This is a genomic window from Dokdonella immobilis (assembly GCF_900115085.1).
Taxonomy (GTDB): Bacteria; Pseudomonadota; Gammaproteobacteria; order Xanthomonadales; family Rhodanobacteraceae; genus Dokdonella; species Dokdonella immobilis.
Genome location: NZ_FOVF01000004.1, coordinates 197,618 through 224,237 on the forward strand (window position 1 = coordinate 197,618; position 26,620 = coordinate 224,237).

Below are 26,620 nucleotides of genomic sequence, written 5' to 3' on the forward strand. Positions count from 1 at the left end.
GACGCCACCCCAACGGGTGCGGTCAGTCGTGCGCAGTTAGTTTTCATCGCAACGACCCCGCAGCCCGAAGAGGCTGCGGGATGCACGATCCCCACCCTCGACGAACGCGGGGCCACCACCCGGAGGCTTCATGAGTCCGTTTGCCCGTTTGTCCGCCACGCTTGCTGCCACGCGGCACAATATCGCCAGCGCCGCGGACAGCACACCGCTGCCGATCGTCGCGCACAAGTTCGGCGGGTCGTCGCTGGCCGATGCCGGATGCTTCCGCCGGGTCGCCGCAATCCTGCACGGACGCGAGGATGCGACCCAGGTCACCGTGGTTTCGGCCATGCAGGGCGTGACCAACACGCTGATCGCACTGGCGCAGTCGGCGGCGGCCAGGGATCCGGCCTGGCAGGCGCGATGGGAGGCATTGCGCGAACGTCACCTGCAGACCGCGCGCGACCTGCTCGGCGAGCGCTCCGGCGCCCTGCGGGTCTGGCTCGAGGCGCGCTTCGCCGATCTCGCCGACACGCTCAAGGCACTCGCCGTACTCGGCATTCCGGCGCGCGAGGCGCTCGATGCGATCCAGGGCCTCGGAGAGGTCTTCTCTGCGCATCTGCTGCGCGCGCACCTCGAATCCTTCGATGAACCCTGCGCCCTGCTCGATGCGCGCGAGGTGCTGGTGGTCAGCCATGCCGAGCTAGGCGTCGCGGTCGACTGGCAGGCCAGCGCGGCACGCCTTGCCGACTGGCGTGCCAGCCATGCGCAGCGGCGCATCGTCGTCACCGGCTTCGTCGCCCGCGACGGCGACGGCCGGCCGACCACGCTCGGGCGCAATGGCAGCGATTTCTCCGGAGCGATCTTCGCGGCCCTGTTCGAGGCCGGTGAATTGCACATCTGGACCGATGTCGACGGCGTACTGTCGGCCGATCCGCGGCTCGTCCCCGAAGCCGTATCGCTCGATGCGCTGTCCTATGAGGAAGCCTGCGAACTGGCCTATTTCGGGGCCAAGGTGATCCATCCGCAAACGATGCTGCCGGCGATGGCCCTGGGGCTGCCGATCCTGATCCGCAACACCTTCAATCCGGACCATCCGGGCACGCGCATCGCGACCTCGGGCAACGCGCTGCAGGGACCCGTGCGCGGCCTGTCGCTGGCCGATCAGCTCGCCATCGTCAACGTCGAAGGCGCCGGCATGATCGGCGTCCCCGGCACGGCCGAACGCGTCTTCGCCGCCTTGCGCGACGCAAAGGTCTCGGTGGTGATGATTTCGCAGGGCTCGTCCGAGCATTCGATCTGCGTGGTCGTGCGCGCCAGCGACTGCGCGCGTGCCGAGGTCGCCCTCGATGCGGTGTTCGGCCGTGAGCTCGCCTCGGGCCAGATCCAGGCCATCACGGTGACCCGCGACGTCAGCGTGCTGGCCGCGGTCGGCGACGGCATGGCCGGCACCCCGGGCGTCGCCGCACGCCTGTTCGCGACCCTCGGTCGCGCCCAGGTCAATATCCGCGCGATCGCGCAGGGTGCCTCCGAGCGCAACATTTCGGTAGCCCTGGCCAGCCACGACGCCTCGCGCGCCCTGCGTGCGGCGCATGCCGGGTTCTGGCTCTCGCCGCAAACCCTCTCGATCGGCGTGATCGGTCCTGGCAATGTCGGCCGCGCCCTGCTCGAACAGTTGCGCGAGGCCGGGCCGCGACTGCGCGAAACGGCCAATCTCGATCTTCGCGTGCGCGCCATCGCCTCGAGTTCGCACCTGTTGACCAGCGATCGCGGCGATCTGCCGGCCGACTGGACGGCGCGACTCGGCGCCGGAGAACCGAACTCCGATATCGAGCGTTTCACCGAGCATGTGCACGCCGCCCACCTTCCACATGCCGTGATCATCGACTGCAGCGCAAGCAATGCCGTGGCCGAGCACTACGCCCGCTGGCTCGCCGCCGGCATCCACGTGATCACGCCGAACAAGCAGGCCGGCTCGGGTTCGCTGGCGCGCTGGCGGGCGATCCGCGAAGCGCGCGCAGCGAGCGGTGCGCGCTGGCGCTACGAGGCCACGGTCGGCGCCGGCCTGCCGGTGATCTCGACCCTGCGCGACCTGCTCGATACCGGTGACGAGCTGATCGCGATCGAGGGCATCCTGTCCGGCACCCTGGCCTGGCTGTTCAACCGCTACGACGGCAGCCAGCCGTTTTCGGCGCTGGTCCGCGAGGCGCTCGCGCTCGGCTACACCGAGCCCGATCCACGCGACGACCTGTCCGGGCTCGATGTCGCACGCAAGCTGGTCATCCTGGCCCGCGAGGCCGGCCAATCGCTCGAACTCGACGAGGTCGACGTGCGTGGACTGGTGCCGGCCGAGCTGCTCGATCTCGACAAGGACCAGGCCATTGCCGCGCTCGACTCGCTCGATGCCGCGATGGCCGAACAGCTCGCCGCAGCCACGGCCAAAGGCTGCGTGCTGCGCTATGTCGCACGCCTCGATCGCGCCGGTGCCGCCAGCGTCGGCCTGGTCGAATTGCCGGCCACGCATGCTTTCGCCAACCTGCGCCTGACCGACAACAGCGTGCAGTTCACGACCCGGCGCTATGCCGACAATCCGCTGATCGTGCAGGGACCCGGCGCCGGTCGCGAAGTCACCGCGGCCGGCGTGTTCGCCGACCTGCTGCGCCTCGGCGCAGCGCTCGGGGCGCGCCTGTGAACGCGGCCACGGCCTTCGCGCCGGCCAGCATCGGCAATGTCGCGGTCGGCTTCGACATTCTCGGCCAGAGCATCACCGGCGTCGGCGATCGCGCGACGGTGCGCCGCATCGGCGCACCGCGCGTGCGCATCGACGCGATTGGCGGCTGCGTGCGCGACCTGCCCCTCAATGCGCCGGACAACACGGCCGGTCGCGCCCTGATCGCCCTGCGCGAGGCGCTCGACCTGCCGTACGGATTCGCCCTCGAGCTCGACAAGGGCATCGCGCTCGGCTCAGGCATGGGCGGCTCGGCGGCCTCCTGCGTGGCCGCCCTGGTCGCCGCCAACGCCTTGCTCGAACAGCCGCTGACGCGCGAAGAACTCTATCCGCTGGCCCTCGAAGGCGAGGCGGTCGCCAGCGGCAGCCGGCATGGCGATAACGTCGCCCCGATGCTGCTTGGCGGACTCGTGCTCGCCGCCGGCGGACGGCTGGTCCGCATCGAGGTCCCGCACGCCTGGCATAGCGTCGTCGTGCATCCCGACGCCGTGCTCGAGACGCGCCGCGCGCGCGAGGCCCTGCGCGGCAGCTACACGCTCGAGGAGTTCGTTGCGCAAAGTGGAAATCTGGGCCTGGTCATGGCCGGATGCCATCGCGGCGACGCCGACCTGGTTCGCGCCGGCCTCGCCGACGTGCTCGTCGAACCCCGTCGCGCCGCACTGATTCCGGGCTTCCATGCGGTCAAGCAGGCGGCCCTCGAGCACGACGCGATGGGCGCCTCGATTTCCGGGGCCGGACCCAGCGTTTTCGCCTGGTTCGAGGACCGGACCGCCGCTGAAACGGCGATACCGGCCATGCGCCGCGCCTTCGAACAGGCCGGCTTCGCCAGCAGTGCCTGGCTCTCCCCCATCAATGGCCCGGCAGCCACGGTGCTCGCATGAGATTCCACTCGACCCGCGACGATTGCAGCAGTGTCGACCTGAGCACCGCCCTGCTCGCCGGTCTGGCCGCCGACGGCGGACTCTACGTGCCCGACTCGCTGCCTTCGTTCACGCCCGCCGATTTCGCCGCCGACGATTCGATGGCCGCAATCGCGACGCGACTGCTGACGCCGTTTTTCGCCGGCGATGCCCTGGCCGGCGAGTTGGCCGCGATCTGCGCGGAAGCGTTCGATTTCCCGCTGCCGCTGAAACCGCTGGCGGACGGTGAAACCTGGGTGCTCGAGCTGTTCCACGGACCGACCGCCGCCTTCAAGGATTTCGGCGCGCGCTTCCTGGCCCGCTGCATGACGCGCCTGCGCCGCAGCGATCAGCCTCCGCTGACGATCCTCGTGGCGACCTCGGGCGATACCGGCGCGGCGGTGGCCGCGGCCTTCCATCGCCTGCCGAACCTCAAGGTCGTCATTCTTTACCCGGATGGCCGCGTGTCGCCGCGCCAGGCCCACCAGCTCGGATGCTTCGGCGACAACGTGCGTGCGTTCCGCGTCGCCGGCAGCTTCGACGACTGCCAGTCCATGGCCAAGCAGGCCCTGGCCGATCGCGAACTCCAGCAGCGCGTGCCGCTGAGTTCGGCCAACAGCATCAGCCTCGGCCGCCTGCTGCCGCAGATGGCCTATTACGCGCAGGCCTCGTTGCGCCACTGGCGACGGCATGCGACGCCGCTCGGTTTCGTCATCCCGACCGGCAACCTCGGCAACGCCTTGGCAGCGATCATGGCCCGCGCCTGCGGCCTGCCGATCGGAGAGATCGCCCTGGCCACCAATGCCAACCGGGTGCTGCCCGAATTCTTCGCCGGTGCCGAATACCGCCCGCGCGCCAGCATCGCGACCCTGGCCAATGCCATGGATGTCGGCGCACCGAGCAATTTCGAGCGTCTCGGCTGGCTCTATCCCGACGCCGTTGCACTACGCCAGGCTTTTACGGTGCATGCCGTCGACGACGACGAAATCCGCCGGACCCTCGTTTCCAGCCACGAACGTTTCGGCGAGGTGTTCTGCCCGCATACGGCCTGCGCGGCCCGCGTACTCGAAACGCTGAGAGAGGGCGGCGCCAGCGGCCCCTTCGCGATCGTCGCGACCGCGCATCCGGCCAAGTTCGAGCAGGTCGTCGAACCGCTGCTGGGACTGGCAGTGGCGCCACCGGCCTCGCTGGCCGCCCTGCTCGCACGTCCAGCCACTGCCGAACCGCTGCAGCCCGACCCGGCGGCACTGCGCGAGCGCCTGATCGCGGTCAGCGGGTAGTCCGCGCTGCGCTGTCGGGGCGGCCGTTGGTGTCCCGCCGAGGGTCGCGGGCCTGGCCGCCCACAGGCTCCGTGCGGCGCGCCATTCGTTTGCCAGCGCTGCCGATTCGCCTGCGCGGGTGCAGCCGGATTGGGCCACCGACCGCCAGGATCTTCCAACCCGTTGTTCCTGAACGACTTCCCAGAATACTCGAAATGACCACCCAGGCCAGAAAGGCAGCCCCGCCGCCGGCCTCAACGAAATTTTCATTCACCCAGTCGCTTTGTAGAACAATCCTCTGTAAAGTGTGCGCACTGTGTTTGCCAGGGTCACTCTGAATCGTGGCCCGATGTGGTCGAATTTCACGATTCCATCGTTCCGATTGCGCGCTCCTTAGCAACCTCAGTCTCGTCCAGCGGGGTCTCCCCAGGACGTGAATACCATTACTTTTGAGTTGTTAGGAGTTAGATATGTCCAATCGTCAGAACGGTACCGTCAAGTGGTTCAATGATGCCAAGGGTTTTGGCTTCATCACCCCGGAAAGCGGCCCCGACCTGTTCGTGCATTTCCGTTCGATCCAGGGCAGCGGCTTCAAGTCCCTGCAGGAAGGCCAGCGCGTGACGTTCGTCGCCGTGCAGGGCCAGAAGGGCATGCAGGCCGACGAAGTCCAGGTTGCCTGAGCTTCGCGCCAACGCGATATGAAGAACCCCGGGTGGCGACACCCGGGGTTTTTTTATTGGTGCAATCCGGTCCGTGCGGGCGTGGGTCCGGGACCCATGCCCTACGGCGTGGTCGTTGCTGCCTCGAATCCGTCGGCGAAGATGAGATCGACGCCTGAACTGCAGGATCCGGGGACCTGGGCGTGGCTGACCCGGATGTCGTCGATCCACCAGCCCTGGTCGGTGACGCCACCGTCGGTGCTGAAGCGCCAGCGCAGCTGGATGGCCTGGCCTGCATAGGCCGCCAGGTCGAACTGCTTCGGCGACCAGCTCAGATTGGCCGCAGCGGTTCCGGTAAACGCGCCGCTGTTGTTCGGGAACCCGCAGGCATTCGTGTTGTTGCCATTGAACGTGCCCGGATAGCCACCGACCGGCGTTATCGTGGTCCAGTCCTGTCCGCCATTGGTCGAAATCTGCACCACGCCGCCGTCGTAGCCGGATTCGATGCCGAAGCGTGTCCAGAACTCCAGCGTCGGGCTCTGCCCGGATGTCAGCGAGATCGGTCCGGTGCCGATCGAGAGGCATTCGGAATTGTTGTAGCCGGAGTAATAACTGCGGCTGCCACCGTGGGCGATCGTGTCGACGATTTCCCAGGCCACGTGCTGCGGGGACTCCACGTTGGCGCTGATCGGCGAAGCACCGGTATCGGAAAGTATCGGCGTGCCGAGTTCCGCGCCACTGATGAAATCGCCGTCGGCGAGCGGTCCGCTGGCGCGCGCGCTGAGGCGCACGCTGTTGCCCTCGACGGTGCCGTTGCCGAGATCCGCCGCGCGCACGATATAGGTGTAAGGCGCCGCATCCGACACCGAGGTGTCGATCCAGCCGAGCGTCGACAGGGCCGAGGCGAGCAGGTTGCCCGGGGCCGGCTCGAAGGTCGGATCCTGCGAGCGATAGACCTGGTAGCTCGCTGTCGAGCCACAGGATGACTGCGCCGCCGGCCAGGCCAGCTCGATCGCACAGGACGAGGTGCCGGCCGAAGCGGCACTGGCGATGCCGGCGAACACCGGCGGAGCCGTACAACTGCCGCTCGTGCTCGCCTCGACGCAGGCGCCCGGTACCGAGGCGCATTGGCCGGACGCGGCGACGCTGCGGATGCGGTAGCCGTAGGTGACCACGCCGGACGCGGTCGTGTCGCTGTAGTTCGGGCTGCTCAATCCGCTGGCGATCGTCTCCACGCTGCCACCGCTGCATCCACCGAGAATGCGTTCGACCGAATAGCTGGCATCGGGCGTCGCGCTGGCGTTCCAGCTCAGGTCGATGCGGTGGTCGCCGTTGCCGACGGCGACCAGCCCGGCCGCCACCTCCGGCGCCCGGCACAAGTCGGGCTGCAGCACGAAGAATCCGCGATTGATGTCGCTGACGCCGACCACGCCGCTGGCGTAGTAGGGATAGTTGCTCCAGGTGCCATTGAAGTTGGCGCTGTCGCTGGCCGGATAGGTATCGAAGAAGGCCGCCTCGCTCAACGTGCCGCTGTCGATCTGCGACAGGTCGAGGATGCGCAGTCCGCTCTGGTAGTTGGACTGGTAGGCATAGCCCTCGTGCACGTACATGTTGTGGTCGATGGCCGCCGTGGCCCCGTCGTGGAAGAACTCCAGATGCGGATCGATCAGATCCTCGACGTCCCAGACATAGGTGCGCGTGTTATGGCCGTCGTTCTGTTCATCGAGCTCGTCGTCGATCAGGAAGTGGCGGCGGTCCTCGGTCAACCAGCCCTGATGCGTGTAGCCGGACCCGGAGTAGGTCTTGCGTGCAATCTGGATCGGAGCCGACTTGTTGCTGACATCGACGATCGTCAGGCTGTCTTCGTTGGCCGCGAAGCAGATCTCGTGGCCGGCGAAATTGGCATCGGGTCCGTCGTAGGTGACGCACTGCGCATCATGCGTGTAGCCGTCGGCGCTGAAGCAGCCGGCGAACGTCGGCACGAGCGGGTTGCTCATGTCGATCATGTGCAGGCCCGCGCCGCATTGCTGGTTGCCCTGGCGCGAACCCACCGCGTAGGCGTAGCCCGACGCCTCGTTGACGACGATGTTGTGGGCACGCCCGAACTGGCCGTACCAGGCGTCTTCGGTGAAGGTCGCCGGCGGCGAGGCGACGCTGCGCAGGCGACGCAGGTCGAATACCTGCAGGCCATGGTTCTGGGCTTCCGACACGATCAGCGCGTAGTAGCCGAGCGTCTTGATGTCGCGCCAGGTCGAATTGACGCTGTGCGTGGCCAGGTTGCCGAGGCGCACGGGATGTTCCGGGTCCGAGATGTCGACGAACGCGGTGCCGTTGTCGAGGCCGACCAGGGCATATTCCTTGCCGGTATCGGGATCGGTCCATCCCCACATGTCGTTGCCGTTGCCGCCCGCGGTCGTGCCGAGCGCGACCAGGTCCATGTGCGCGAGCAGGTCGACATTGTTGCAGGCATAGCCTTCGATGACGCCGTCGATGCATTCGCCCGCGTGACGGGTAGCCGCTGCTGCCGCCAGGCAGGACAGCATGGCCGCACAGCACAGCAGGATTCTTGTTCCGGCACGCATGGAGTGGCTTCCCCGGGGAGTCGATGCGGGAAGCTATCACACTGGTGCAATGGCGATCGAGCGGAACGCTTCGAGCCGCCCCTTGCCGCGGCTTTCAGTGTGGCGCGGACAAAAAAGCGCCCGGTTTCCCGGGCGCTTCGTTGACCTGCCGAATCTGTTGCCTAGCGGACTGGCGGATCGAACCCATCCACGAAGATGTAATCGTTGATGCCGGTGCTGCAGGCGCTGGCGGTGCCGGCGTTGCTGACCGTGACGCTGTCGACGTACCAGCCGGTCGCCGTGGCGGAGCTGTCGTCGCCGGCATGCCAGCGGAGCTGGAACGACTGGCCGGCATAGGCGCCGAGATTCACGCTGACCTGGGTCATCGCGCCGATCGTGCCGGCACACCAGGCACGCTTGCCGCCAATCGGATTGCCGAATCCTGCGTTGGCCGTTCCGGTGAACCCGCCGGCGGTGAAGGCGGCGTCGGGGACCACGCTCCAGGTGCTTCCGCCGTTGGTGGAAATTTCAAGCGTACCCGCGTCGTAGCACTGCGCCACCGTACCTTCGAAGGCATAGGTGTGGAAGAAGCTCAGGGTCGTGTTCGCCAGTGCCGAGAGGACCGGCGATGTCAGCACGCGATCCGACGTCGAAGGCTGTTCGGCGGAGAACCACGAATGGGTCGGGGTCTGGCTCTGTGCTGCAGACCAGACCCAGTCGACCGAACCGGATACCACGGCATGGCTCCATCCGGCATTGTCGAACCCGCCGCCGTTCTCGAACGCTTCAACGAGGTTCCCGGTCGCGATAGGACCGGTCGGCGTGGCGCTCTGCTGGACCGTGTTGCCGTCGATGACGCCGTTGGACTGGTCGACGGCGCGAACCACGTAGTAGTACTGGGTGCCGTTGTTCAGCGCGTCCATGTCGACGTAGGACGTCCCGCTGACCCCGCTCGCGATCAGGTTGGCCGGCGACGGCGTAAAGCCGCTGGTCGTATCGCGATAGATGTTGTAGCTGACCGGCCCGGCGCACTGGGCAACCGCCGAGGACCAGCCGAGGTTGTTGGTGCAAGTGCTGGCCGCCGAATTGGTCGCCGTGGCGATACCGTTGAAGGTCGCGCCGAGGGTGCACTGCCCGGTTGCGGTGGCCTCGACGCAGGCACTTTGGGCCGAGACGCAGGAGCCGGTGCCATCGACGCCGGCGACCTTGTAGGCATAGGTCGAACCGCCCGACACCGTGCTGTCGGTGTACGGACTGCCGGCCAGGCCGGTGGCCAGGGCAGCGAACGTGCCGGGTGCGGCACAGGTGCCCGTGGCACGCAGGATGTCGAACGTGGTCGAAGCCGGCGTGCCATTGGACCAGGTCACCTGGATCTGGTTCGGCGCGATCGCAGTCGCCGTGCCGGCATTCGGTGCCGCCGGAGCCGTGCAGGCCTGGTCGGTGATCTTCGCGGTCCAGATCTCTTCCTTCTGCCCGGCGCGGCGATCGGTCCATGACGGGAAGAAGTTGCCGGCAATGCCCGACATCGCGTTGTAGTCGCCGTACTGGTTGCCATTGTCCTGGCCACCCGTGGTTTCGTCTGTCTGCGCGGTAGTGACCTGGACTGCAGGCAACCAGGTCACGCCGTCATCGAACGACGACTGGTAGTACAGGTGGGTCTTCTTGCGTCCGGCATCGGCGACCGTGTCGTAGTAGACGACGCCGATGGCGCCCGAGGTTTCATCGACGACCAGCCACTGGTTGAACTGGTCGTTCAGCGAGGCCTGGTTGTTGAGCATTGTCTTGGCCGACCAGGTGGCTCCGCCGTCCGCGGAACGCGAGAACCAGATGCGCGTCTTGCAGGTCGAGGCCACGTTCGAGCCCGGCTCGTTGGCGGCTGCCGTGCAGCCAGCCTCGCCCGAGAGATCCGTCCATGCTGCATAGACCATGTTCTTCGTTGCGGAACGGTACGTACCGCCCGAAATGTAGATCAGGATGCGGCGCGAGTTGAACGACGGCACGCCGATGTCGTAGCCGTCGAACGTGTTCGCCACCTGCACCGGCGTGGCCCACGAGGTGCCGCAGTTGGTGCTCTTGGTGACGATCACGCGCCGGTTGCTCGTTGTCGGCCAGAAGCCGAATGCATCGCCGGCCGAATTCGACTTGACGTCGCTGCCGATCGCCGTGCCGGTCGACTCGGCGCCGCTGACCTGGATCGGAGCTCCCCAGGTATTGGTGGTCGCGTTGCGCGTCGTGATGAAGGCCGGATTGCCGTTGTGGTAGATGATGTACTGGTAATCCTTGCAGGTCGACGTCGCGCTGTGGTCGACCCAGTGCATCTGCTTGTCGACCGAGGTCTGCGCGGCGGACGGCGTTGCTTCGTTGGTCCAGGTCACGCCCGAATCGGTCGAACTGTAGGTGCGCAGCTTCAGCACCGAGCCGGCGGAATTGATGCCGAGCGTGCTCGACCAGGCCTTGCCGTCGGACGTCCACTCGACGGTCGGGTCGGACTGGAAGGCGTCGCCACTGACCAGGCTCAGGGTGGTCTGGCCCCAGGTTGCGCCGCCGTCGGAGGAATAGAACTGCGCCTGTACGCCGGCGCCCGAAATATTGTTGGATGCCGAAATGATCTTCTGCGGATTCCAGTAGTTGACGCGGATGTCGGATTCGCTGCGAGGCGAGGTCTGGGCCCCCGAGATGCGGACTTCGCCGCTCAGGATCGGTGCGTCCGGGTCCGGGTTGCCGGCCGGGAACTGGTCATTCTCGGGCGTGCCCGATTTCAGGTCCTGGTGGCTCAGCATCCATTCGTGCGCTTCGCGCAGTACATGCGGGTAGCCGCCGGTCGGATCCTCGGCCGTGTAGTTGCCCTTCGGGTGTTCCTTGCGCCAGATGACCTTGAGCCAGGGTGGCAACTCGGGACGGGTCGTGGTCAGTTCGTCGGGACGCAGCAAATCGAAATCCTGGTTGGCCCGGATCAGGTTCTCCAGCGCGCTGCCCGGGCGAACCTGGTCTGCCGCGAGTTGTTCCGAGATGCTGGGCCAGGAAGTGGCGGCTGCGGCGATGCTCGCATAGGCGAACAGGCCCAGCACGGCCGAGAGGCCGGTGGCGCGGTTATTCATTGAGGTCCCCGTTGGCAGAAGTCCGACGATCCGTCGGCAGGCGGACCAAGAATTGATCCGGTGGCGGATGCTAGCTGAGCCCGGGGCAGGTTTCCAAGTGCCGCATGACAAACGCGACACGGGCATGTCGGGGCTCGCGGAGCCAGAGCGGCGACGTTCGCGATGCCGGCGAAGACGCTCGTGGCGGAGCGGCAACGAGTCACCTCGCGGCCAGAAAAAAGCGCGCCCGGTTTCCCGGGCGCGCTCAAGCATGCTGACGCGTGTCGCTTACGGAGGCGGCGGATCGAAGCCGTCGGCGAAGATCACATCGGACGACGAACAGCCCTGGACCTTGACGTCATCGATGTACCAGCCCTCCTTGCCAACGGACGAGTCGCTGCCGATGCGGAAGCGGAACTGCGCGTTGTGGCCCGCATAGGTCGACAGGTCGACGACCACGCGGCTGAACGGAACCGCCGCTCCGCACCAGGCCTGCAGGCCGGCAATCGGGCTGCCGAAACTACCCGACACCGCGCCGGTATACGGCCCCACCAGCAGTTGTGCATTCGGGATCTGTGTGAAGGCCCCGCCATCGACCGAGATTTCGAGCAGGCCACCGTCATAACACGCAGTCGCACCGTTGTTCTCGATGTCGACGAACTGCTGGAACTGGAAGTTCAAGCCATTCAACGAGCCCGGCAGGGCGACCGTCGGCGAGACCAGGCGCTGGTCAGACAGCGCAGCCGGATCGTTCGCGAACCAGGAATGGGTCGGGCTCACCGCGCGCGCCGTGCTGATCGCCCAGCTGTCGGTTCCGGTGGCGGCCGAATGCGTCCATCCATTCGTACCACTCTCGACATTGTCGCTGAACACCACGTTGGTGAACGAGCCCGGCGAGCAGTCGCCCGGAGCGGCCTGGGTGGTGAAGCTGAAGGTCGCGCTCGGACCTGCGGTGCCGCAGACGTTGTTGGCCGAGACGCGCCAGTAGATCTGGGTGTTGGTCGGCAAGGCCGCCGCCGGCTGGAAGCTGGTGCCGGAAACCGATTGCGACAGGATGATGTTGCTGAACCCGGGGTCGGTGGCGATCTCGATCAAATAGGAGTTGCCCTGTGCCGAAGCCGACCAGCTGAAGGTCGGGGTCGAAGACACGTCGGTCGCGTTGTTGGCCGGCGTGGTCAGGGTCGGCGAACCCGCCGCCTGCGTGGCAATGGTCGCGTTGAGCAGGAGATCACGATCGGTGCCGCCGGAGCTGCCGCGCAGGGTAATGACATTGAGCCCGGGCGTCGCCGTGTTGTTGACGGTCAGGTTGGCTGCGGTGCTACCCGGCGGAATCACCGGAGAGACCGTATAGGAACCTGCAAAACCTGTCGGCAGACCCGAGCCGAAGCCGAAGTTCACGGGCGAATTGAAGCCGCTGATCGAACCGACGTTGATGTTGACCGCGCTCAAGGCGACCGGAGTGGCGCTGGGCGCGCAGACTTCCTGCGCGAGGGGCGTGCCGGATACCGAGAACGTCGGGGATCCGCAGGCATCGAAGCGGAACGATGCGATCCGCGTCGCCCAGTTGCTGGCCCCCATGTATTCGCCGGTGAACCAGAACGTGCAACCGTCCGCGGGATCGACTCCCATCTGGAAGTAGTCGCCCCAGCGATCGAAGCTGGTTTGCGCGGAACCGCCCAGAACCAGCGAAGTCTCGGCCGTGGTCATCACGCCCGGGGTGTCGCCGGCCTGGCGCCCGACGTAGGAAAGGCTGGCAAACTGGGTCGGCGCGACGGCGCGGTCGATGCTGTAGCCGAGCGCGATGTTGCCGGACGAATCCATGGCCGAAGCACCCATCCAGCGATTGGTCGGCGCGGGGTCACCGGCCGGGGTGTAGGTGCCTTCCTGGAACAGCGTCCAGGCACTGGCCAAGCCCCCGGTCCGGCGCAGCTCGAACCAGCGGATCGCCGACTGGTTGTTGGCGCCAACCTTGGTCACGAAGTTGCCGGTGATCGTTTCGTTGCTGCCGAATGCGCGATAGTGCACCGGGAACATGATGACCTCGAGCAGGGGATCGAGCAGCCTCGTGGTGCCTGGCTGCGGAATGGCGCCGAACCCGGATGGGACATCGAACGCACGATCGAAATCGTTGATCTGGATCGGGATCGGCCCGGTCAGGGTCGTATTGGCCGGGGTCGCGAAATCGACGTGGAACGTGAACAGCTCGATGCGATCGTGCAAGGGATCGTTGCTGCCCGGATTGTTCAGCTCGTCATCGACCTGGCGCAGGAAGGTGCCGGGCGCGCCGGCCGGGGGAGCATCGATACCATTGAACGACGCCGGCGGCAGCATCTGGAAGCCGAGTTCGCTCAGGGTCGGTACGCCCTTGCGCTGGAACGTGGCCGGCAGACCAGCCAGCATGGCGGTGCGATCGAGCGCATAGGTGGCATTGCTCTGATTGGCGCCGACATAGTAGGCATCGGGCCAGACGCCGTACTTTGGATAGTCCGGGAAGCTCGGTGGCACGAAGGCATAGCGGGTCCAGGTCGTGGTGACCGGGTTGCTGTCGGCGCTGAGGTAGACGCAGAGATTGTTTCCGCTCGAGGAGAACTCGGTCAGCAACCAGCGACTGGCAAGCTGGTCGAACAGGATGACCGGATCGCCGTTGCCGCTGGCGCAGGCGCCGCCCGAGCCGAGTCCTTCGAGGGTGAACGGGCCGGCGGCGATGGTGCCGTCTATGGTGTTGTAGACGACATAGGTGGCGCCGCCGCTGCCGTTGATCGACTGCACATAGAAACCGCCGCCGACGTCACCACTGGGGTCGGGTGGGAACACGCCACTGAAGCCCTGGCCGTCCCGGTTGACCAGCGGTGTCGTGAACGCGCGGCTGTCCGTTCCGGCACCAAAGGCCCGCTGCAACTCACTGAGGATATCGCCCTGCGGCACCGGATTGACCGGATGCGCCTGCATCTGCCGGACTTTCGGGTCACCATTGAAGAGGCGCGGCACTTCGCGAATCGGATCGCCCGGCTTCCAGGCCGGGACGATCGGCCGCGTGCGCGCATCGAGGAAGAATTTATCAGGTTGCGACGGCGGGCTGACCCAGTCGGCGCCGACGCTGACCTGGATGCCCTCGGAATTGATGTAGGTTTGTCCCGGATTGACCTTTTCTGCCGCCTGGGCAGAACCGGTCGCGGCGATGGCGACGGCCACCGCCAGTAGAGTCTGGCAAATCTTGCTCATTTGATTTCCCCGCAGTCTGAATCGAAATCCCCTGTCATGGTCCGCCCAGGCGGATCAGCCCGTCGGTCCACCGCTGGGTGGAGCCTAGTCCACCTCGTCGGAAGAGTCACCATCCTGCTCCAGTAGGACCGCATGTTCAAGAATCACTTCACCTGAATCACTGTAAACCTCCAGTTTGCTGGCTCCTGAACCATAGCGGGCAGAGGCAGAGAAGCCGCCGGTCTCGCGCGGATGGACGCTGAGCCCGAAATCCGTGCTGAGGCGTCCACCCGTCTCCGCGTTCAGGGAGATATCGCCGGAAAGCGGTATCAGGGCGATGATCCGGCCGCTGCCGCTGCGGATGCGGCTGCCCCCTGTCCAACGTTCTGCCAGCACGGCTGCCTTGATCGCTCCGGTATCGGTCGAGAGGTCGAGCCGGGCATGCGACGAAGCATTGATTGCACCGCTGGTGGTTCGGGCGGTCACCGGCCCCAGACGCTTGCGCGCATCGACCCGATCGCGCGCACCGTTGACGACCAGATTCAGGCTGCGCGGCAGGTAGGCGGCCATGTCGTAGCGCCCGCCGACCTTGCCTTCGGGCAACTCCACGGCAAGGCGCAGTACCCCACCATTCACCGAGGAAACCACGCGGGCGCGGGCGAAATCGGGCGGCAGGGTCTGGATGACGCCGTGCACGCCGACTTCGTCCTCATCGTGATCGCGAACGTTGATCTCGCCGTATTGATTGTCGATTTCGACGGTACTGACGCCTTTTTCGATCGGGAAGCTGACATCCTCTCGGATGATCTCCGCCTGCTGCGGCGGTTGCTGCGCCGGGCGCGGCGTCGATGCGGAACCTGCGCAACCGGCCAGAGCCGCCAGCAGGCATCCTTGAATCAGGGTCTTGGCGACCGTCGAAGCGCGCAAACGGCGAACATCAGGCATGGTCATGTTCCATGGTCCGGGGAGGCGGGCACTCCATGCTACGGCCAATTCACGGAATCGTGAACCGTACGCGCGCGTGCGTGGGATTAGATGCAATCGAAACGGACCGTGCACTCCGATCGGGCATCGGTCCCGCGCGCGACCGACGCACCCGGACCCGATGCCGCGAGCCCGTCTGGCCCGGCTGTCGGCATACCCGGCATAATTGGCGAGGATTCCGGCCAGGGTCGATCGATGAGCGTCATTTCCCTTTTCTCCGTTCCCATCGTGCGCACCCAGTGGCCAAACGCCGCGGCACTGAACGCGGAGCTGCGCGACCTGTTCCTGCGCCGCGAGGCCGAGGGTCGGCACTGGAGCAACCCCGAGCCGAGCATGAATATTCCGCGCGGCCTGTTCGAGAGCAAGTTCGATCTGTTCTCGTGGCCCGAGCGCTGCGTGCAGCAGCTGCATGAATTCTGCATGCGCCAGTTGTTCGCGACGGTCGGTGAACTGAATGCCTATTCGACCGAAGAACTGCACAAGTTCGAATCGCAGACGCACGCCTGGTTCCACATCACGCGGCGCGGCGGACGTTTTTTCGCGCACAACCACCCGATGGCTTCGTGGTCGGGCGTCTATTGCGTGACGCCCGGGCAGACCGACCCGGACGAGCCCTTGTCCGGCGCGCTGCATTTCCAGAATCCGCACCAGCTCGCCAACATGTTTTCCGACCCGGCCAACCGCCGCCTGGTCCGCGAATACTCGCTGGCCGGCCGCAACCTGTCGCTGACGGCCGGCGAGCTGATCCTGTTTCCTTCCTGGCTGTTCCACGAGGTCCATCCGTACACCGGCGAAGGCGAGCGCATCACCGTGGCCTTCAACTGCTGGTTCCGTCAGCTCGGCGTCGACCCGGAACTGCAGGGTCCATATCTGCGCTGACTGCGCCTGCAAAGCAGCCCTCCGGCCCGGGCGCACGGCACGGATCGGCCTGAAAGGGTCCAGGACAGCAATGACGAAAGAATGGGTCCGGGCGATCAGCGCCGCTCTCGCCGATTGCGTTGCGCTGCCAGCGCAAACGAGGAAACGGCCCTGTGGCCGCGGCTGCGCGCCGCGCGGCGAGGCCCGGCGCGGCCGATTCCGGTAAAGCGATACCGGCCTACTTGAAGATTTCCTTGTTCTTGGCGTAGCCGATCGCCTGCTGGCGCGTGACCAGGCCGCGCTTGACCAGGTCCTGCAGGCATTGGTCGAGGGTCTGCATGCCGTGCTGGGCACCAGTCTGGATCGACGAGTACATCTGCGCGACCTTGTCCTCGCGGATCAGGTTGCGGATGGCCGGGATGCCAACCATGATTTCGTGCGCGGCGATGCGGCCGCCACCGACCTTCTTCAACAGCGACTGCGAGATCACCGCACGCAGCGATTCGGACAGCATCGATCGCACCATCGGCTTCTCGCCGGACGGGAACACGTCAATGATGCGGTCGATGGTCTTGGCTGCCGAACTGGTGTGCAGGGTGGCGAACACCAGGTGGCCCGTTTCGGCGGCGGTCAGGGCCAGGCGGATCGTTTCGAGATCGCGCAACTCGCCGACCAGGATGTAGTCGGGATCCTCGCGCAGGGCCGAACGCAGCGCCTCGTTGAAGCCGTGCGTATCGCGATGCACTTCGCGCTGGTTGATCAGGCATTTCTGCGAGGTGTGCACGAACTCGATCGGATCCTCGACGCTGAGGATGTGCGCGTACTCGTGCTTGTTGACGTGGTCGACCATCGCCGCCAGCGTCGTCGACTTGCCCGAGCCGGTCGGGCCGGTGACAAGGATCAGGCCCTGCGGTTGCTCGATCAGCTCGCGGAAGATCTTCGGGCAGCCGAGGTCCTCCAACGACAGCACTTCGGACGGAATGGTCCGGAACACGGCGCCGGAGCCGCGGTTCTGGTTGAAGGCATTGACGCGGAAGCGGGCCAGGCCGGGAATCTCGAACGAGAAGTCGACCTCGAGGAATTCTTCGTAGTCGCGACGCTGCTTGTCCGACATGATGTCGTAGATCAGCGAGTGGATCTGCTTGTGGTCGAGCGCGGGAATGTTGATACGGCGCACGTCGCCGTCGACCCGGATCATCGGCGGCAGGCCGGCAGACAGGTGCAGGTCGGAGGCCTTGTTCTTGACCGAAAACGCGAGCAGCTCGGCAATGTCCATGAGAACTCCCCTGATGGCGCCTGTCGGCGCGTGGCTGCGGTAAACACGAGTATAGCGTGGCAAAATCAATGCCATGCAAGTAAAACCCGCGGTTTCCCTCGAACAAGCCTGGCGTTCCGTGACCCAGCGCGCGGAAGCGGCGGCCGGCGGCCGGCCGGTCCGCGTGCTGGCGGTCAGCAAGACCCAGCCTGCCACAGCCATCCGCACGCTCGCCGGATTCGGCCAGCGCGCCTTCGGCGAGAACTACGTGCAGGAGGCCCTGGCCAAACAGGTGGAACTGGCCGACTGCGCACTGGAATGGCACATGATCGGGCCGCTGCAGTCGAACAAGTGCCGTGAGGTCGCCGAGCACTTCGACTGGTTGCAGACCCTGGACCGGACCAAGCTGGTCGGCCTGCTCGCGCGCCATCGACCCTCCGGCATGGCGCCGCTGAACGTGCTGATCCAGGTCAACATCGACGACGAGGCGAGCAAGTCCGGCTGCCGACCCGACCAGGTCGCCGCCCTGGCCGAGGCGATCGCAGCGCATCCACAGCTCTGCCTGCGCGGCCTCATGGCGATCCCGGCACCGGACCCGGACATGGCCCGGCGACGCGCCGCCTTCGCCCGCATGCGCGAGGCCTTCGATCGCCTGCGCGCGGACGGCGGCAGCGCCGACACGCTTTCCATGGGCATGTCGGAGGATTTCGAACTGGCGATCGCCGAAGGCGCCACGATGGTGCGCGTCGGCAGTACGATTTTTGGACCGCGTGGCGGCTGACGCCGCCGGGATTCGAGATTCGCGATTCGGGATTCGGCAACAGCGCCGGCTCCGGATGAATCGGCATCGTTTTGGATGCAGCCTTGGTATGCTGAAAGGCCTGTTTGCAAGCGGACACCAGCGCCCACGATGTCGAATCCCGAATCCCCAATCCCGAATCCCGGATCCATAGCCTTCATCGGCGGCGGCAACATGGCGCGCAGCCTGATCGGGGCGCTGCGCCGTGGCGGTACGCCGGCGGCATCGATCACGGTGGCCGAGCCGAACGAGGCGGTGGGTCGTCAGCTGGCGACGGATTTCGGCGTTTCGGTGTTCAGCGATGGTATCGAGGCGGTCAATGGCGCCGGCACGATCATGCTTTCGGTCAAGCCGCAGGTCATGCGCTCGGTCTGCGAGCACCTCGCGCCGGCCCTGGCCGGGCGCCATCCGCTGATCCTCTCGATCGCGGCCGGGCTGCGCATCGATCAGATCGACCGTTGGCTCGGCGGTGGATATCCGGTCGTGCGCTGCATGCCGAACACGCCGGCGCTGATCGGTGCCGGCGCCAGCGGCCTGTTCGCCAACGATGCCGTTTCGCCGGCACAGCGTGAGCGCGCGCAGGCGATCCTGGCCGGATCCGGCCTGACCGTATGGATCGAGCGCGAAGACCTGATGGACACCGTGACCGGCCTGTCCGGCTCGGGCCCGGCCTATTTCCTGCTCATGATCGAAGCCCTCGAAGACGCCGCGGTGGACCAGGGCCTGGCGCGCGAGACGGCGCGGGCGCTGGCCATCCAGACCTGCCTCGGCGCGGCGCGCCTCGCTGCCGAAGACGGCGAAGCGCCGGCGCGGCTGCGCGAACGCGTGACTTCGCCGGGCGGCACCACGCATGCCGCGCTGCAGGCATTCGCCGCGGGCGGCCTGCGCGAACTGGTCGCGGTGGCGGTTGCGGCGGCCACCGAGCGCGGTCGGGAAATGGCCGAGGAACTGGGCTGAGGACGCGGCAATGAGCTATTTCGCCAATGCCGGTCAGATCCTGATCGAATTCGTCTTCGGCATCCTCGTTGGCCTGATCGTGTTGCGCGTGCTGCTGCAGCTGGTGCGGGCCAATTTCCACAATCCGATCTGCCAGTTCCTGTACAAGGCCAGCAACCCGATCCTGATGCCGCTGCGCCGGGTCATCCCGGCCTGGCGCCGCCTCGATATCGCCGGCGTCGTGCTGGCCTGGGCCCTGCTGCTGCTCAAGCGTGTGCTGCTCTTCGCCATGATGCCGGTGATGCCCTCGTTCGCCGGCCTCGTCCTCATCGCCTTCGCCGACCTGGTCAGCTTCGTTTTGATGCTGATGCTGATCCTGATCCTCGTCCGCGTGATCCTGAGCTTCGTCGGCAGCGACAGTTATCATCCGGTCGTGCCACTGGTCTTCCAGCTGACCGAACCGGTGCTCAAGCCGGTGCGCACGCGCCTGCCCTCCCTCGGCGGCCTCGATTTCTCGCCGATGATCGTCATGCTCGCGATCGCCCTGCTGCAGGCCCTGCTGGTCGCGCCCCTGCTCGATCTCGGCGCGCGCATCGGCTTCGGTTGAACGCCGCCGACCGGGCAGGGTCCATGACTGAACACGCTGACTGACACGAGGACTCGCCATGACCCCGCTCGCCCGCATCGCCCTCGGCATCGCCCTGCTCGCGCCGGCCGCGCCGGCCCTGGCCGATGCGTCATCCGGAACCGAAAAATTCGGCGATTTCCTGGTCCACTACAACGCGCTGTCGACGCGGTCGCTGAATGCCGACATGGCGCGCCAGTATTCGATCGAACGTTCGGACAAGCGTGGCCTGATCAACATCTCGATCCAGAAGGTCGCCGCCGACGGCACGGCGGCGGCCGTGAAGGCCGAGATCCGCGGCGAGGCGACCAACCTGACCGGCCAGAAGTCGCCGATCACGATCCGCGAGATCCCCGACCTGTACGTCTCCTACATCGGCCTGTTCGACGTCTCACCGCCCGATACCTACACCTTTGCCCTTTCGATCACGCCGGCTGGTGCCGATCGCGCCTACGAGGTGCGCTTCAGCCAGAATTTCGTCGCCGATTGAGACAGAATGGGGTGCCGCGTTTTCTCGAATCGTGGCGAAATGCATCGCGCGTGAACGCGCTCCAACGACGAGGCATAAACGCGTCGACCACTATCGAAATCCGCGCCACCCTTCGCCGCCCTGCGCCGCCCTTCACCGCCCTTCGTAGGAGCGCCTTCAGGCGCGATGCTCTTCAGCAGGATTTCGGAAAAGCAGCGCGGCTGAAGCCGCTCCTACAGTGCCCTACCGGGGTGGCCGCTATGGATCCGGGCTCGCATTGGCCGCCTCGGCAATACGCCGGTGCAGCGCGTCGAGCCCGTCGAACAGCGCGGCGGGACCGGGCTGCAGGATGATCGGCGACTTGATCTCGTGCAGCTGGCCATTGCGCACGGCGGGTATCGCCTGCCAGCCGGGCCGCGATGCGACGCGATCGGGGCGAAACTTCTTGCCGCACCACGAACCGAGGATCAGGTCGGGCTGGCGCCGCACGATTTCCATGCCATCGGCAATGATGCGATCACGGGCCAGCGATTTCTCCGCCAGTTCGGGAAACACGTCGTCGCCGCCGGCGATGCGGATCAACTCGGCGACCCAGCGGATACCGCTGATCGGCGGCTCGTCCCACTCCTCGAAGTAGACGCGTGGGCGCCGCGGCAAGCGTGCCGCTGCCGCTTCGATCGCGACGATGTGGGCCTCGGCTTCGCCCGCATAACGCTCGGCCTTTGCGGATGCGCCGACCATGGCGCCGAGCCGGCGGATATAACCGAGGATGCCGGCGACCGAACGGTGGTTGCTGATCCAGACTTCGACGCCGGCCTTGATCAGATCGCGCGCGATATCGGCCTGGATATCGGAAAAGCCGATGACGAGATCGGGTTCCAGTTCGAGGATGGCACCGATCTTCGCGCTGGTGAACGCGGAGACCTTCGGCTTCTCGCGGCGCGCCCGCGTCGGCCGCACGGTGAAGCCGGAAATGCCGACGATGCGGTGCTCCTCGCCGAGCGCGTAGAGCACTTCGGTCGGCTCTTCGGTCAGGCAGACGATGCGTTGCGGGAACGGATCGCCGCCGCGCATCACGGATAGAGCAGGCGCTGGCTCCAGACGCCAATCCGGCATTCGTAGCGCTGGCGGTCATGCAGGCGGAAATTCGCGCCGTACCAGAATTCGAACAGGTCGGGTCGAAGCAGATAGCCGCCCCAGTGCGGCGGCCGCGTCACCTCGATACCCTCGAAGCGGCGCTCGATCTCGGCCACGCGCGCATCGAAGGTTTCGCGGTTCGGCAATTCCTGCGACTGCAGCGAGGCCCAGGCACCGATCTGGCTCATGCGCGGGCGCGTCGCGAAATAGGCGTCCGAATCGGACGCACCCAGTTTGCCGACCTGGCCTTCGATGCGCACCTGGACCTGGTCGCGCAGGGTCTTCCAGTGAAAACCGACGGCGGCCTGTTCGTGCGTGGCGAGCTGGCCGGCCTTGGCGCTTTCGTAGTTGCTGAAGAAGCGCAGGCCGTCCTCGCCGAGGCCCTTGAGCAGGACGATGCGCGAGGACACACGACCGTTCGCAGCGACCGTGGCCAGCGACATCGCGGTCGGCTCCGGATCGCCGGCGGCGCGCGCTTCATCGAGCAGACGGCGCAGGGTATCGATGGCCTGCTGGTAGAGTGCGGCGGAATTGGATTGCGGGGCGGCGGCATCGGTCATGGGTCGAAATGCTAGCACGCGGCCAGGCTTCGACCCGGCCGTGGTCGCGGACATCCTGTCGCACATGCTCGATGGCATCGGCGCATCCTCGCGGCCGCACCTGGTCGGCCTGAGTGCCCTGCAGGGCAGCGGCAAGAGCACCCTGGCCGCGCAACTGGTCGCGGCCGCGAAGGAACGTGGCATGGCTGCGCTGGCCCTGTCGCTGGACGATTTCTACTTCGGCCGGCGCCAGCGCCTGGCTCTCGCGCGCGAGGTGCATCCCTTGCTGGCCGTGCGCACCGTGCCGGGCACGCACGACATTGCCCTGCTCGAACGCACGCTCGATGCGCTCTCCTCGGCGGCGCCCACTTCGCCGGCCCGGATTCCCCGATTCGACAAGGGCACCGATACGCGACTGCCGCCGTCACGCTGGCGCACCGTGCGCCGACGCCCGCAACTGGTCGTGCTCGAAGGCTGGTGCGTCGGCGTCGGCGCACAGGAGGACGCCGCACTGCGCGAGCCGCTCAACGCTCTCGAGCGTGAGCACGACGCGGACAGGCGCTGGCGGCGCTTCGTCAATGCCCAGTTGGGCGGCGACTATGCGCGTCTGTGGCAGCGCATCGACCACGTGGTCCTGCTGCGCGCGCCCGCCTACGAAGTCGTGCGGCGCTGGCGCGAAGAGCAGGAACGAGGCCTGCGCCGCCGCGGTGCGGCGCGCGCCATGTCGCCGGCGCAGGTCCGCCGCTTTCTCGAGTTCGCCGAACGCCTGAGCCGGCATGCCCTGGCCAGCCTGCCCGAGCGCGCCAATCTGGTCGTCGCGCTCGATGAGGAACGCAGGGTGACCGCTGTCAGGCCGCGGATACCGCGCGCTGCATCGCGCGCGCCAGCTGGTCGATATTGATCGGCTTGGTCAGGTACTGGTTGGCGCCGGCATTCAGGGCGACCTTGCGCGCCTCCTCGGTCGGCGTTGCCGACAAGGTGACGATGTGCCCGCGATAGCCCTTGGCGCGCAACCGGAACACGGCCGTATTACCCGACAGTCCGGGCAGTTCCACGTCGACCAGCAGCACGTCGGGCGGATTCGCCAGGGCCTGTTCGACCGCCAGGGTGGCCTCGCCGACCGAGCGCACGCGAAAACCGAGGTCGGTCAGCATCACCTCGAGAAGATGGGTGATGTCGGGATCATCGTCGACCACGAGCACGCTGCGCACGCGCTGCTGCGTGCCCCCTGCGGCATCGGACGACAACAGTGGTGCGTCCGCCGGTTTGGCCAGGGCCAGGCCGGGCAGGACGATGCGGAAGCGCGACCCCTTGCCGAGCGTCGACTGCAGGTCGAGCGTTCCATGCATCTGCCGGACCAGGCGCTTGACGATACTGAGGCCAAGACCCGCGCCGCTGCCGGCCGCCTGACCGACCTTGTTGAACGGCTCGAAGACACGCTCGCGATAGTCCTCGCCGATGCCGATGCCGGTGTCTCGGACTTCGATCAGCAGGGCCGCGTCCTTCCAGGCCAACCTGGCCTTGACCTCGCCGTGATGGGTATAGCGCACCGCGTTGGAAATCAGGTTGACCAGGATCTGGCGCACGCGCAGTTCGTCGAGCACCGGCGTGGTCTCGTCGACCCGTTCGAGTTCGATGCCGAAATCCAGGCCCTGCTCGACGGCCAGCGGGCGGAACATGCCGTCCAGATCCTCCTGCATGGCCTGCAGGTCGGTCTCGACCGGCGCCAGCAGGCTCGACCGCGTATCGGCACGCGCGTATTCGAGCAGGTTCTCGGCCAGCGTGAACAGGTAATTGGCATTGCGCCGGATGGCACGCAGGGCATGCCGTGTTTCTGCATCGGGCTCGGGCTCCACGCGGGTTTCGAGCAGGTGCAGATAGCCGAAAACCGAAGTCAGCGGCGTGCGGAAATCATGGCTCAAGGTCGCGATCAGTGCGTTCTTGAGGGCGTTGGCATCCTGCAGGCGCGCGCGCTGCTGTTCGAGTTCGCTGCGGATCTGGCGCAGCTGGGCGATCGCCTTGCCTTTCTGGTATCCGATCAGGGAGGCCTCGTTGCTGGTCTGCTGCTGCGCCTGCTGGCGATCGTGTTCACCCTGCGCATCGAGCAGCAGCACCCGATAACCGTCACCGGCGACGAGCAGATGCACGTGTGCACTGCGCCCGTTCGGCATCTGCACGAACGGCAGGTCGACGCTTTCGTCATGCGACAGGCCGATGAAAAGATCCTGCAGCTGGCGGGCACCGGCCTGGGCGTTGTCGACATCGAAGCCAAACCGGTTCGCATCCCCCTGCAGGTTGATCAGGTGCCAGGCCGAATCGAATTCCAGCAGCAGGGGTTGTGCGCGCTCGAACAGGAACCGGGCGATGTGGCGCTCCACTTCGGGCGAGAAGTCGGCGAGCTCCGGCGCATCCTTCATGGGTCGAGACTCCGTGCCAGTTCCACGAATGCCTGGTCCACGCCGTCGCCGGAGAGCGCGCTGGTTTCGATGACCGGCAGGGTCTTGCGCAGTTCGACCAGGGTCGACGGCGCGACTTCCCAGCGTTCGACCAGATCGAGCTTGTTGACCAGCAATACCGCCTGCGCCCCGGACAACAGGCTGCGCGACTGCAGGAGCAGATCGATCGCCGTGCGCAGGGTTTGTTCGCGCGTGCCATCGGCGACCAGAAGCAGGCCGCTGGCGCCGCGCAGGTAGCTCATGTTGAGCGCATCCAGAGCGCTCTTGCCGGCGATGTCCCAGACCACGAGCTTGAGCGGATCGCGGCCGTCGCGGATGACTTCCTTGCTGTCGACCTTGACCCCGACCGTGGTCAGGTACCTGTCGGAAAAGGTGTTGCGCACGTAGCGCGAGACCAGGCTGGTCTTGCCCACGCCAAAATCGCCGAGCATGCAGATCTTGCGCGCCATCGCGCTCATGGCTGCGGCTCCGCGACGACCAGCTCGACGCTGGCGCCACGGAACGTCGACGCACCCTGCCCTGCCACTTCATCCATCCGCGACTCCTGCAGCAGCGTCGCCGGAACGCCCGCCTCGCGCAGTCTATCGCGAAGCCAGTCGGCCCGCTGGACGCGCAGGCGACGGTTGATTTCCTCGGTTCCGCTCGAGTCGGTATGGCCGATGATGCGCAGGCGCAGGGCCACGCCGGCCCGTTCGGCCAGCTGGCGAGCGCGGGTGATCGCTGCGACCGCGCGTCCGGCAAAGGCAGCCCCATCGGCGTCCGGATCGAGGTCGTCGACGAACTCGGCGCGGTCCGCGGCCAGCGCTTCGGCCAGGGTGCCGAGCTCGGCGCGCGCCGCCGTCCGCGCCTCGAGCTGCGGATCCGGCGTCTCTTCCACGCGCGCGCTGACTCGCCATTCGACGCCATGCAGGCCGGCAATCCAGGGCGCCTGCGAGCGGCCGGCTTCGACCCAGGCAGCATCGGCAACACCGGTGACCCCGAGCACGCCCCGATCCACGCTCAGGCCGACGCCGTCGGGGGGCCGCAGCAATCGCCGTGCACGGCGAAGCAGGACGGCGTCCGCCGTCGAAAGATAACCGTCCAGCTTCAGTTCGGGCTCGACTCCGCCGAGATCGACGGCGCCGAGCAGAGGTTCGATGGGTTCGGCATCCGCATCGAGCAGGCCGTGGATGGCCAGCGCCTTCCAGGGTCTCGAGTCGATTTGACCCAGCAGGAAGCCCGGGTGGGCGACCAGTGCCGTGCGCACGGCATCGACACGCGCGTTCCAGCGCTCGATCCGCACGAAATACCAGGCCAGCGCGCCGAGCACGAGCACCAGCACGAAGATCAGCGGCCAGCGCGAGGCCCTTTTCGAGGCCGGAGCACCGTCGCGATCGTTCAGCTCGGCGCTGGCGGCGATGATCGCCGCAGGATTGAGTGCCGTCTCCCACTCGGCCGCCGGCTCCGATCGCGCGTCGGCGGGCAGCTGCGCGTGGATCTGTTCGAGCCGGTCGCTGAGCACGGCGCGCAGGCTGTTCGGCGGAACACCGGTGATGAAGCAGGCCAGCGAGACCCTCGGCCCGTCGAGCACCCACAACAGGTGATCGCCGACCCGCGCCGCCTCGAGCGAATCGCCGCCATCACGGCCGACCGAGTCGCGCACGAACTCACCGATCGCGGTGAGCATGCCGGCGATCGCGTCGGCATCGAGATCCGGCAGGCCCGGCGACGATTGCCGATGCAGGACCAGGCCCGAATCACGCTCGATCAGGAACACATGATCGATGCCATAGCGCAGGGTATGGCGCAGCACGATCTGGGCGAACGGCACGCCGCTGCGCCAGGCCTCGATACGCCAGCGCACGCCGCGCGGACTGAAACCGTATTCGAGGACCCGGTTCAGATCGCTCATCAGGCCGCGCAGGGCCTCGGCGATGGCCTTGCGGATGATCGGCCCGATCACCGGGAACAGCGCATCGACGATGCTGTTGCGGTTGTCGCGCACGGCACTGCCAAGCGCGGCCGCGACCGGACTGGCCAGGGCCCGGGTCATCGGCTCCTGCGGCGCCGCACGCACCAGCGCCGGCAGCAAAGCGGAAAGCTCGCGGTTCTTCTGCTCGAGTTCGGCGACGCGCTGTTCGGCGCGCTGCAGCTTCTCGCGCTCCTCGGCAAGCAGAATCTGCTTGAGCCGGTCGAGGTCGCTCATGGCGGCGGCAGGAC

Annotated in this window: 20 protein-coding genes; 10 read left to right on the top strand and 10 right to left on the bottom strand. The window is 66.6% G+C overall.

What is annotated here, in order from left to right; genetic code table 11:
* Window positions 1-130 precede the first annotated feature (130 nt).
* The 4 genes from thrA to BM125_RS04955 all read left to right on the top strand — a co-directional run bounded on the left by thrA (window position 131) and on the right by BM125_RS04955 (window position 5,545).
* A complete protein-coding gene (gene thrA / locus BM125_RS04940) occupies window positions 131-2,671 on the top strand; it encodes a bifunctional aspartate kinase/homoserine dehydrogenase I (RefSeq protein ID WP_092405494.1) in 2,541 nt (846 codons plus the stop codon).
* Entirely contained in the window at window positions 2,668-3,588 is a 921-nt protein-coding gene (locus tag BM125_RS04945) for a homoserine kinase (RefSeq protein WP_092405496.1), read from the top strand. The genes thrA and BM125_RS04945 overlap by 4 nt, the downstream gene beginning before the upstream one ends.
* On the top strand, window positions 3,585-4,886 hold the full coding sequence (gene thrC, locus BM125_RS04950) for a threonine synthase (protein ID WP_092405498.1): 1,302 nt from the start codon (window positions 3,585-3,587) through the stop codon (window positions 4,884-4,886). Before BM125_RS04945 ends, thrC begins: the two co-directional genes overlap by 4 nt.
* A gap of 449 nt (window positions 4,887-5,335) precedes the next feature.
* On the top strand, window positions 5,336-5,545 hold the full coding sequence (locus BM125_RS04955) for a cold-shock protein (protein WP_092405500.1): 210 nt from the start codon (window positions 5,336-5,338) through the stop codon (window positions 5,543-5,545).
* 101 nt (window positions 5,546-5,646) lie between these two features.
* Here the strand turns inward: BM125_RS04955 and BM125_RS04960 are convergent, their stop codons facing one another.
* From BM125_RS04960 to BM125_RS04975, 4 genes are all read right to left on the bottom strand, one after another.
* On the bottom strand, window positions 5,647-8,106 hold the full coding sequence (locus BM125_RS04960; RefSeq protein ID WP_092405502.1) for a choice-of-anchor B family protein: 2,460 nt from the start codon (window positions 8,104-8,106) through the stop codon (window positions 5,647-5,649).
* 161 nt (window positions 8,107-8,267) lie between these two features.
* Window positions 8,268-11,183, bottom strand: coding sequence for a fibronectin type III domain-containing protein (locus BM125_RS04965; protein WP_092405504.1), 2,916 nt, complete (start codon window positions 11,181-11,183; stop codon window positions 8,268-8,270).
* A 267-nt stretch (window positions 11,184-11,450) separates the two neighbouring features.
* A complete protein-coding gene (locus BM125_RS04970; RefSeq protein WP_092405506.1) occupies window positions 11,451-14,384 on the bottom strand; it encodes a hypothetical protein in 2,934 nt (977 codons plus the stop codon).
* Window positions 14,385-14,468: 84 nt separating this feature from the next.
* Window positions 14,469-15,290 carry a DUF4097 family beta strand repeat-containing protein gene (locus BM125_RS04975; RefSeq protein WP_175497918.1) on the bottom strand — a complete coding sequence of 274 codons (822 nt, stop codon included), beginning with the start codon at window positions 15,288-15,290 and terminating at the stop codon, window positions 14,469-14,471.
* Between the two features lie 252 nt (window positions 15,291-15,542).
* Between BM125_RS04975 and BM125_RS04980 the strand changes: the two genes are divergently transcribed.
* Complete coding sequence (locus tag BM125_RS04980; protein WP_175497919.1) at window positions 15,543-16,226, top strand: TIGR02466 family protein; 684 nt, start codon at window positions 15,543-15,545, stop codon at window positions 16,224-16,226.
* Between the two features lie 217 nt (window positions 16,227-16,443).
* Here the strand turns inward: BM125_RS04980 and BM125_RS04985 are convergent, their stop codons facing one another.
* Window positions 16,444-17,481, bottom strand: a complete 1,038-nt coding sequence (locus BM125_RS04985) for a type IV pilus twitching motility protein PilT (protein WP_092405510.1) — start codon at window positions 17,479-17,481, stop codon at window positions 16,444-16,446.
* Window positions 17,482-17,554: 73 nt separating this feature from the next.
* On the opposite strand from BM125_RS04985, the gene BM125_RS04990 reads away from it, so the two are divergent.
* The 4 genes from BM125_RS04990 (at window position 17,555) to BM125_RS05005 (ending at window position 20,310) form a co-directional block, all read left to right on the top strand.
* Entirely contained in the window at window positions 17,555-18,241 is a 687-nt protein-coding gene (locus BM125_RS04990) for a YggS family pyridoxal phosphate-dependent enzyme (protein WP_092405512.1), read from the top strand.
* A 129-nt stretch (window positions 18,242-18,370) separates the two neighbouring features.
* Window positions 18,371-19,216 carry a pyrroline-5-carboxylate reductase gene (gene proC / locus BM125_RS04995; RefSeq protein WP_092405514.1) on the top strand — a complete coding sequence of 282 codons (846 nt, stop codon included), beginning with the start codon at window positions 18,371-18,373 and terminating at the stop codon, window positions 19,214-19,216.
* 10 nt (window positions 19,217-19,226) lie between these two features.
* Window positions 19,227-19,802, top strand: a complete 576-nt coding sequence (locus BM125_RS05000) for a YggT family protein (RefSeq protein WP_175497920.1) — start codon at window positions 19,227-19,229, stop codon at window positions 19,800-19,802.
* Between the two features lie 58 nt (window positions 19,803-19,860).
* Window positions 19,861-20,310: a DUF4426 domain-containing protein gene (locus tag BM125_RS05005; protein WP_092405518.1), complete on the top strand. Its 450-nt coding sequence runs from the start codon at window positions 19,861-19,863 to the stop codon at window positions 20,308-20,310.
* Window positions 20,311-20,547: 237 nt separating this feature from the next.
* On the opposite strand, the gene BM125_RS05010 is transcribed toward BM125_RS05005, so the two are convergent.
* Together BM125_RS05010 and pdxH are read right to left on the bottom strand one after the other, a co-directional pair.
* On the bottom strand, window positions 20,548-21,363 hold the full coding sequence (locus BM125_RS05010) for a cobalamin-binding protein (RefSeq protein ID WP_092405520.1): 816 nt from the start codon (window positions 21,361-21,363) through the stop codon (window positions 20,548-20,550).
* Window positions 21,363-21,986, bottom strand: a complete 624-nt coding sequence (gene pdxH, locus BM125_RS05015) for a pyridoxamine 5'-phosphate oxidase (protein ID WP_092405522.1) — start codon at window positions 21,984-21,986, stop codon at window positions 21,363-21,365. Before pdxH ends, BM125_RS05010 begins: the two co-directional genes overlap by 1 nt.
* Here pdxH and BM125_RS05020 point away from each other — a divergent pair.
* Window positions 21,985-22,866 carry a kinase gene (locus BM125_RS05020; protein WP_245778793.1) on the top strand — a complete coding sequence of 294 codons (882 nt, stop codon included), beginning with the start codon at window positions 21,985-21,987 and terminating at the stop codon, window positions 22,864-22,866. The two genes, pdxH and BM125_RS05020, sit on opposite strands and share 2 nt — an antisense overlap.
* Here the strand turns inward: BM125_RS05020 and BM125_RS05025 are convergent.
* From BM125_RS05025 to BM125_RS05035, 3 genes are read right to left on the bottom strand one after another with little or no spacing between them, the layout of a single operon-like run.
* Entirely contained in the window at window positions 22,814-24,382 is a 1,569-nt protein-coding gene (locus BM125_RS05025; protein WP_092405524.1) for a hybrid sensor histidine kinase/response regulator, read from the bottom strand. The genes BM125_RS05020 and BM125_RS05025 overlap by 53 nt on opposite strands.
* Entirely contained in the window at window positions 24,379-24,879 is a 501-nt protein-coding gene (locus BM125_RS05030; protein ID WP_092405526.1) for a Rab family GTPase, read from the bottom strand. The genes BM125_RS05025 and BM125_RS05030 overlap by 4 nt, the downstream gene beginning before the upstream one ends.
* Window positions 24,876-26,606, bottom strand: a complete 1,731-nt coding sequence (locus tag BM125_RS05035) for an OmpA family protein (RefSeq protein ID WP_092405528.1) — start codon at window positions 26,604-26,606, stop codon at window positions 24,876-24,878. Before BM125_RS05035 ends, BM125_RS05030 begins: the two co-directional genes overlap by 4 nt.
* Between the last annotated feature and the right edge of the window lie 14 nt (window positions 26,607-26,620).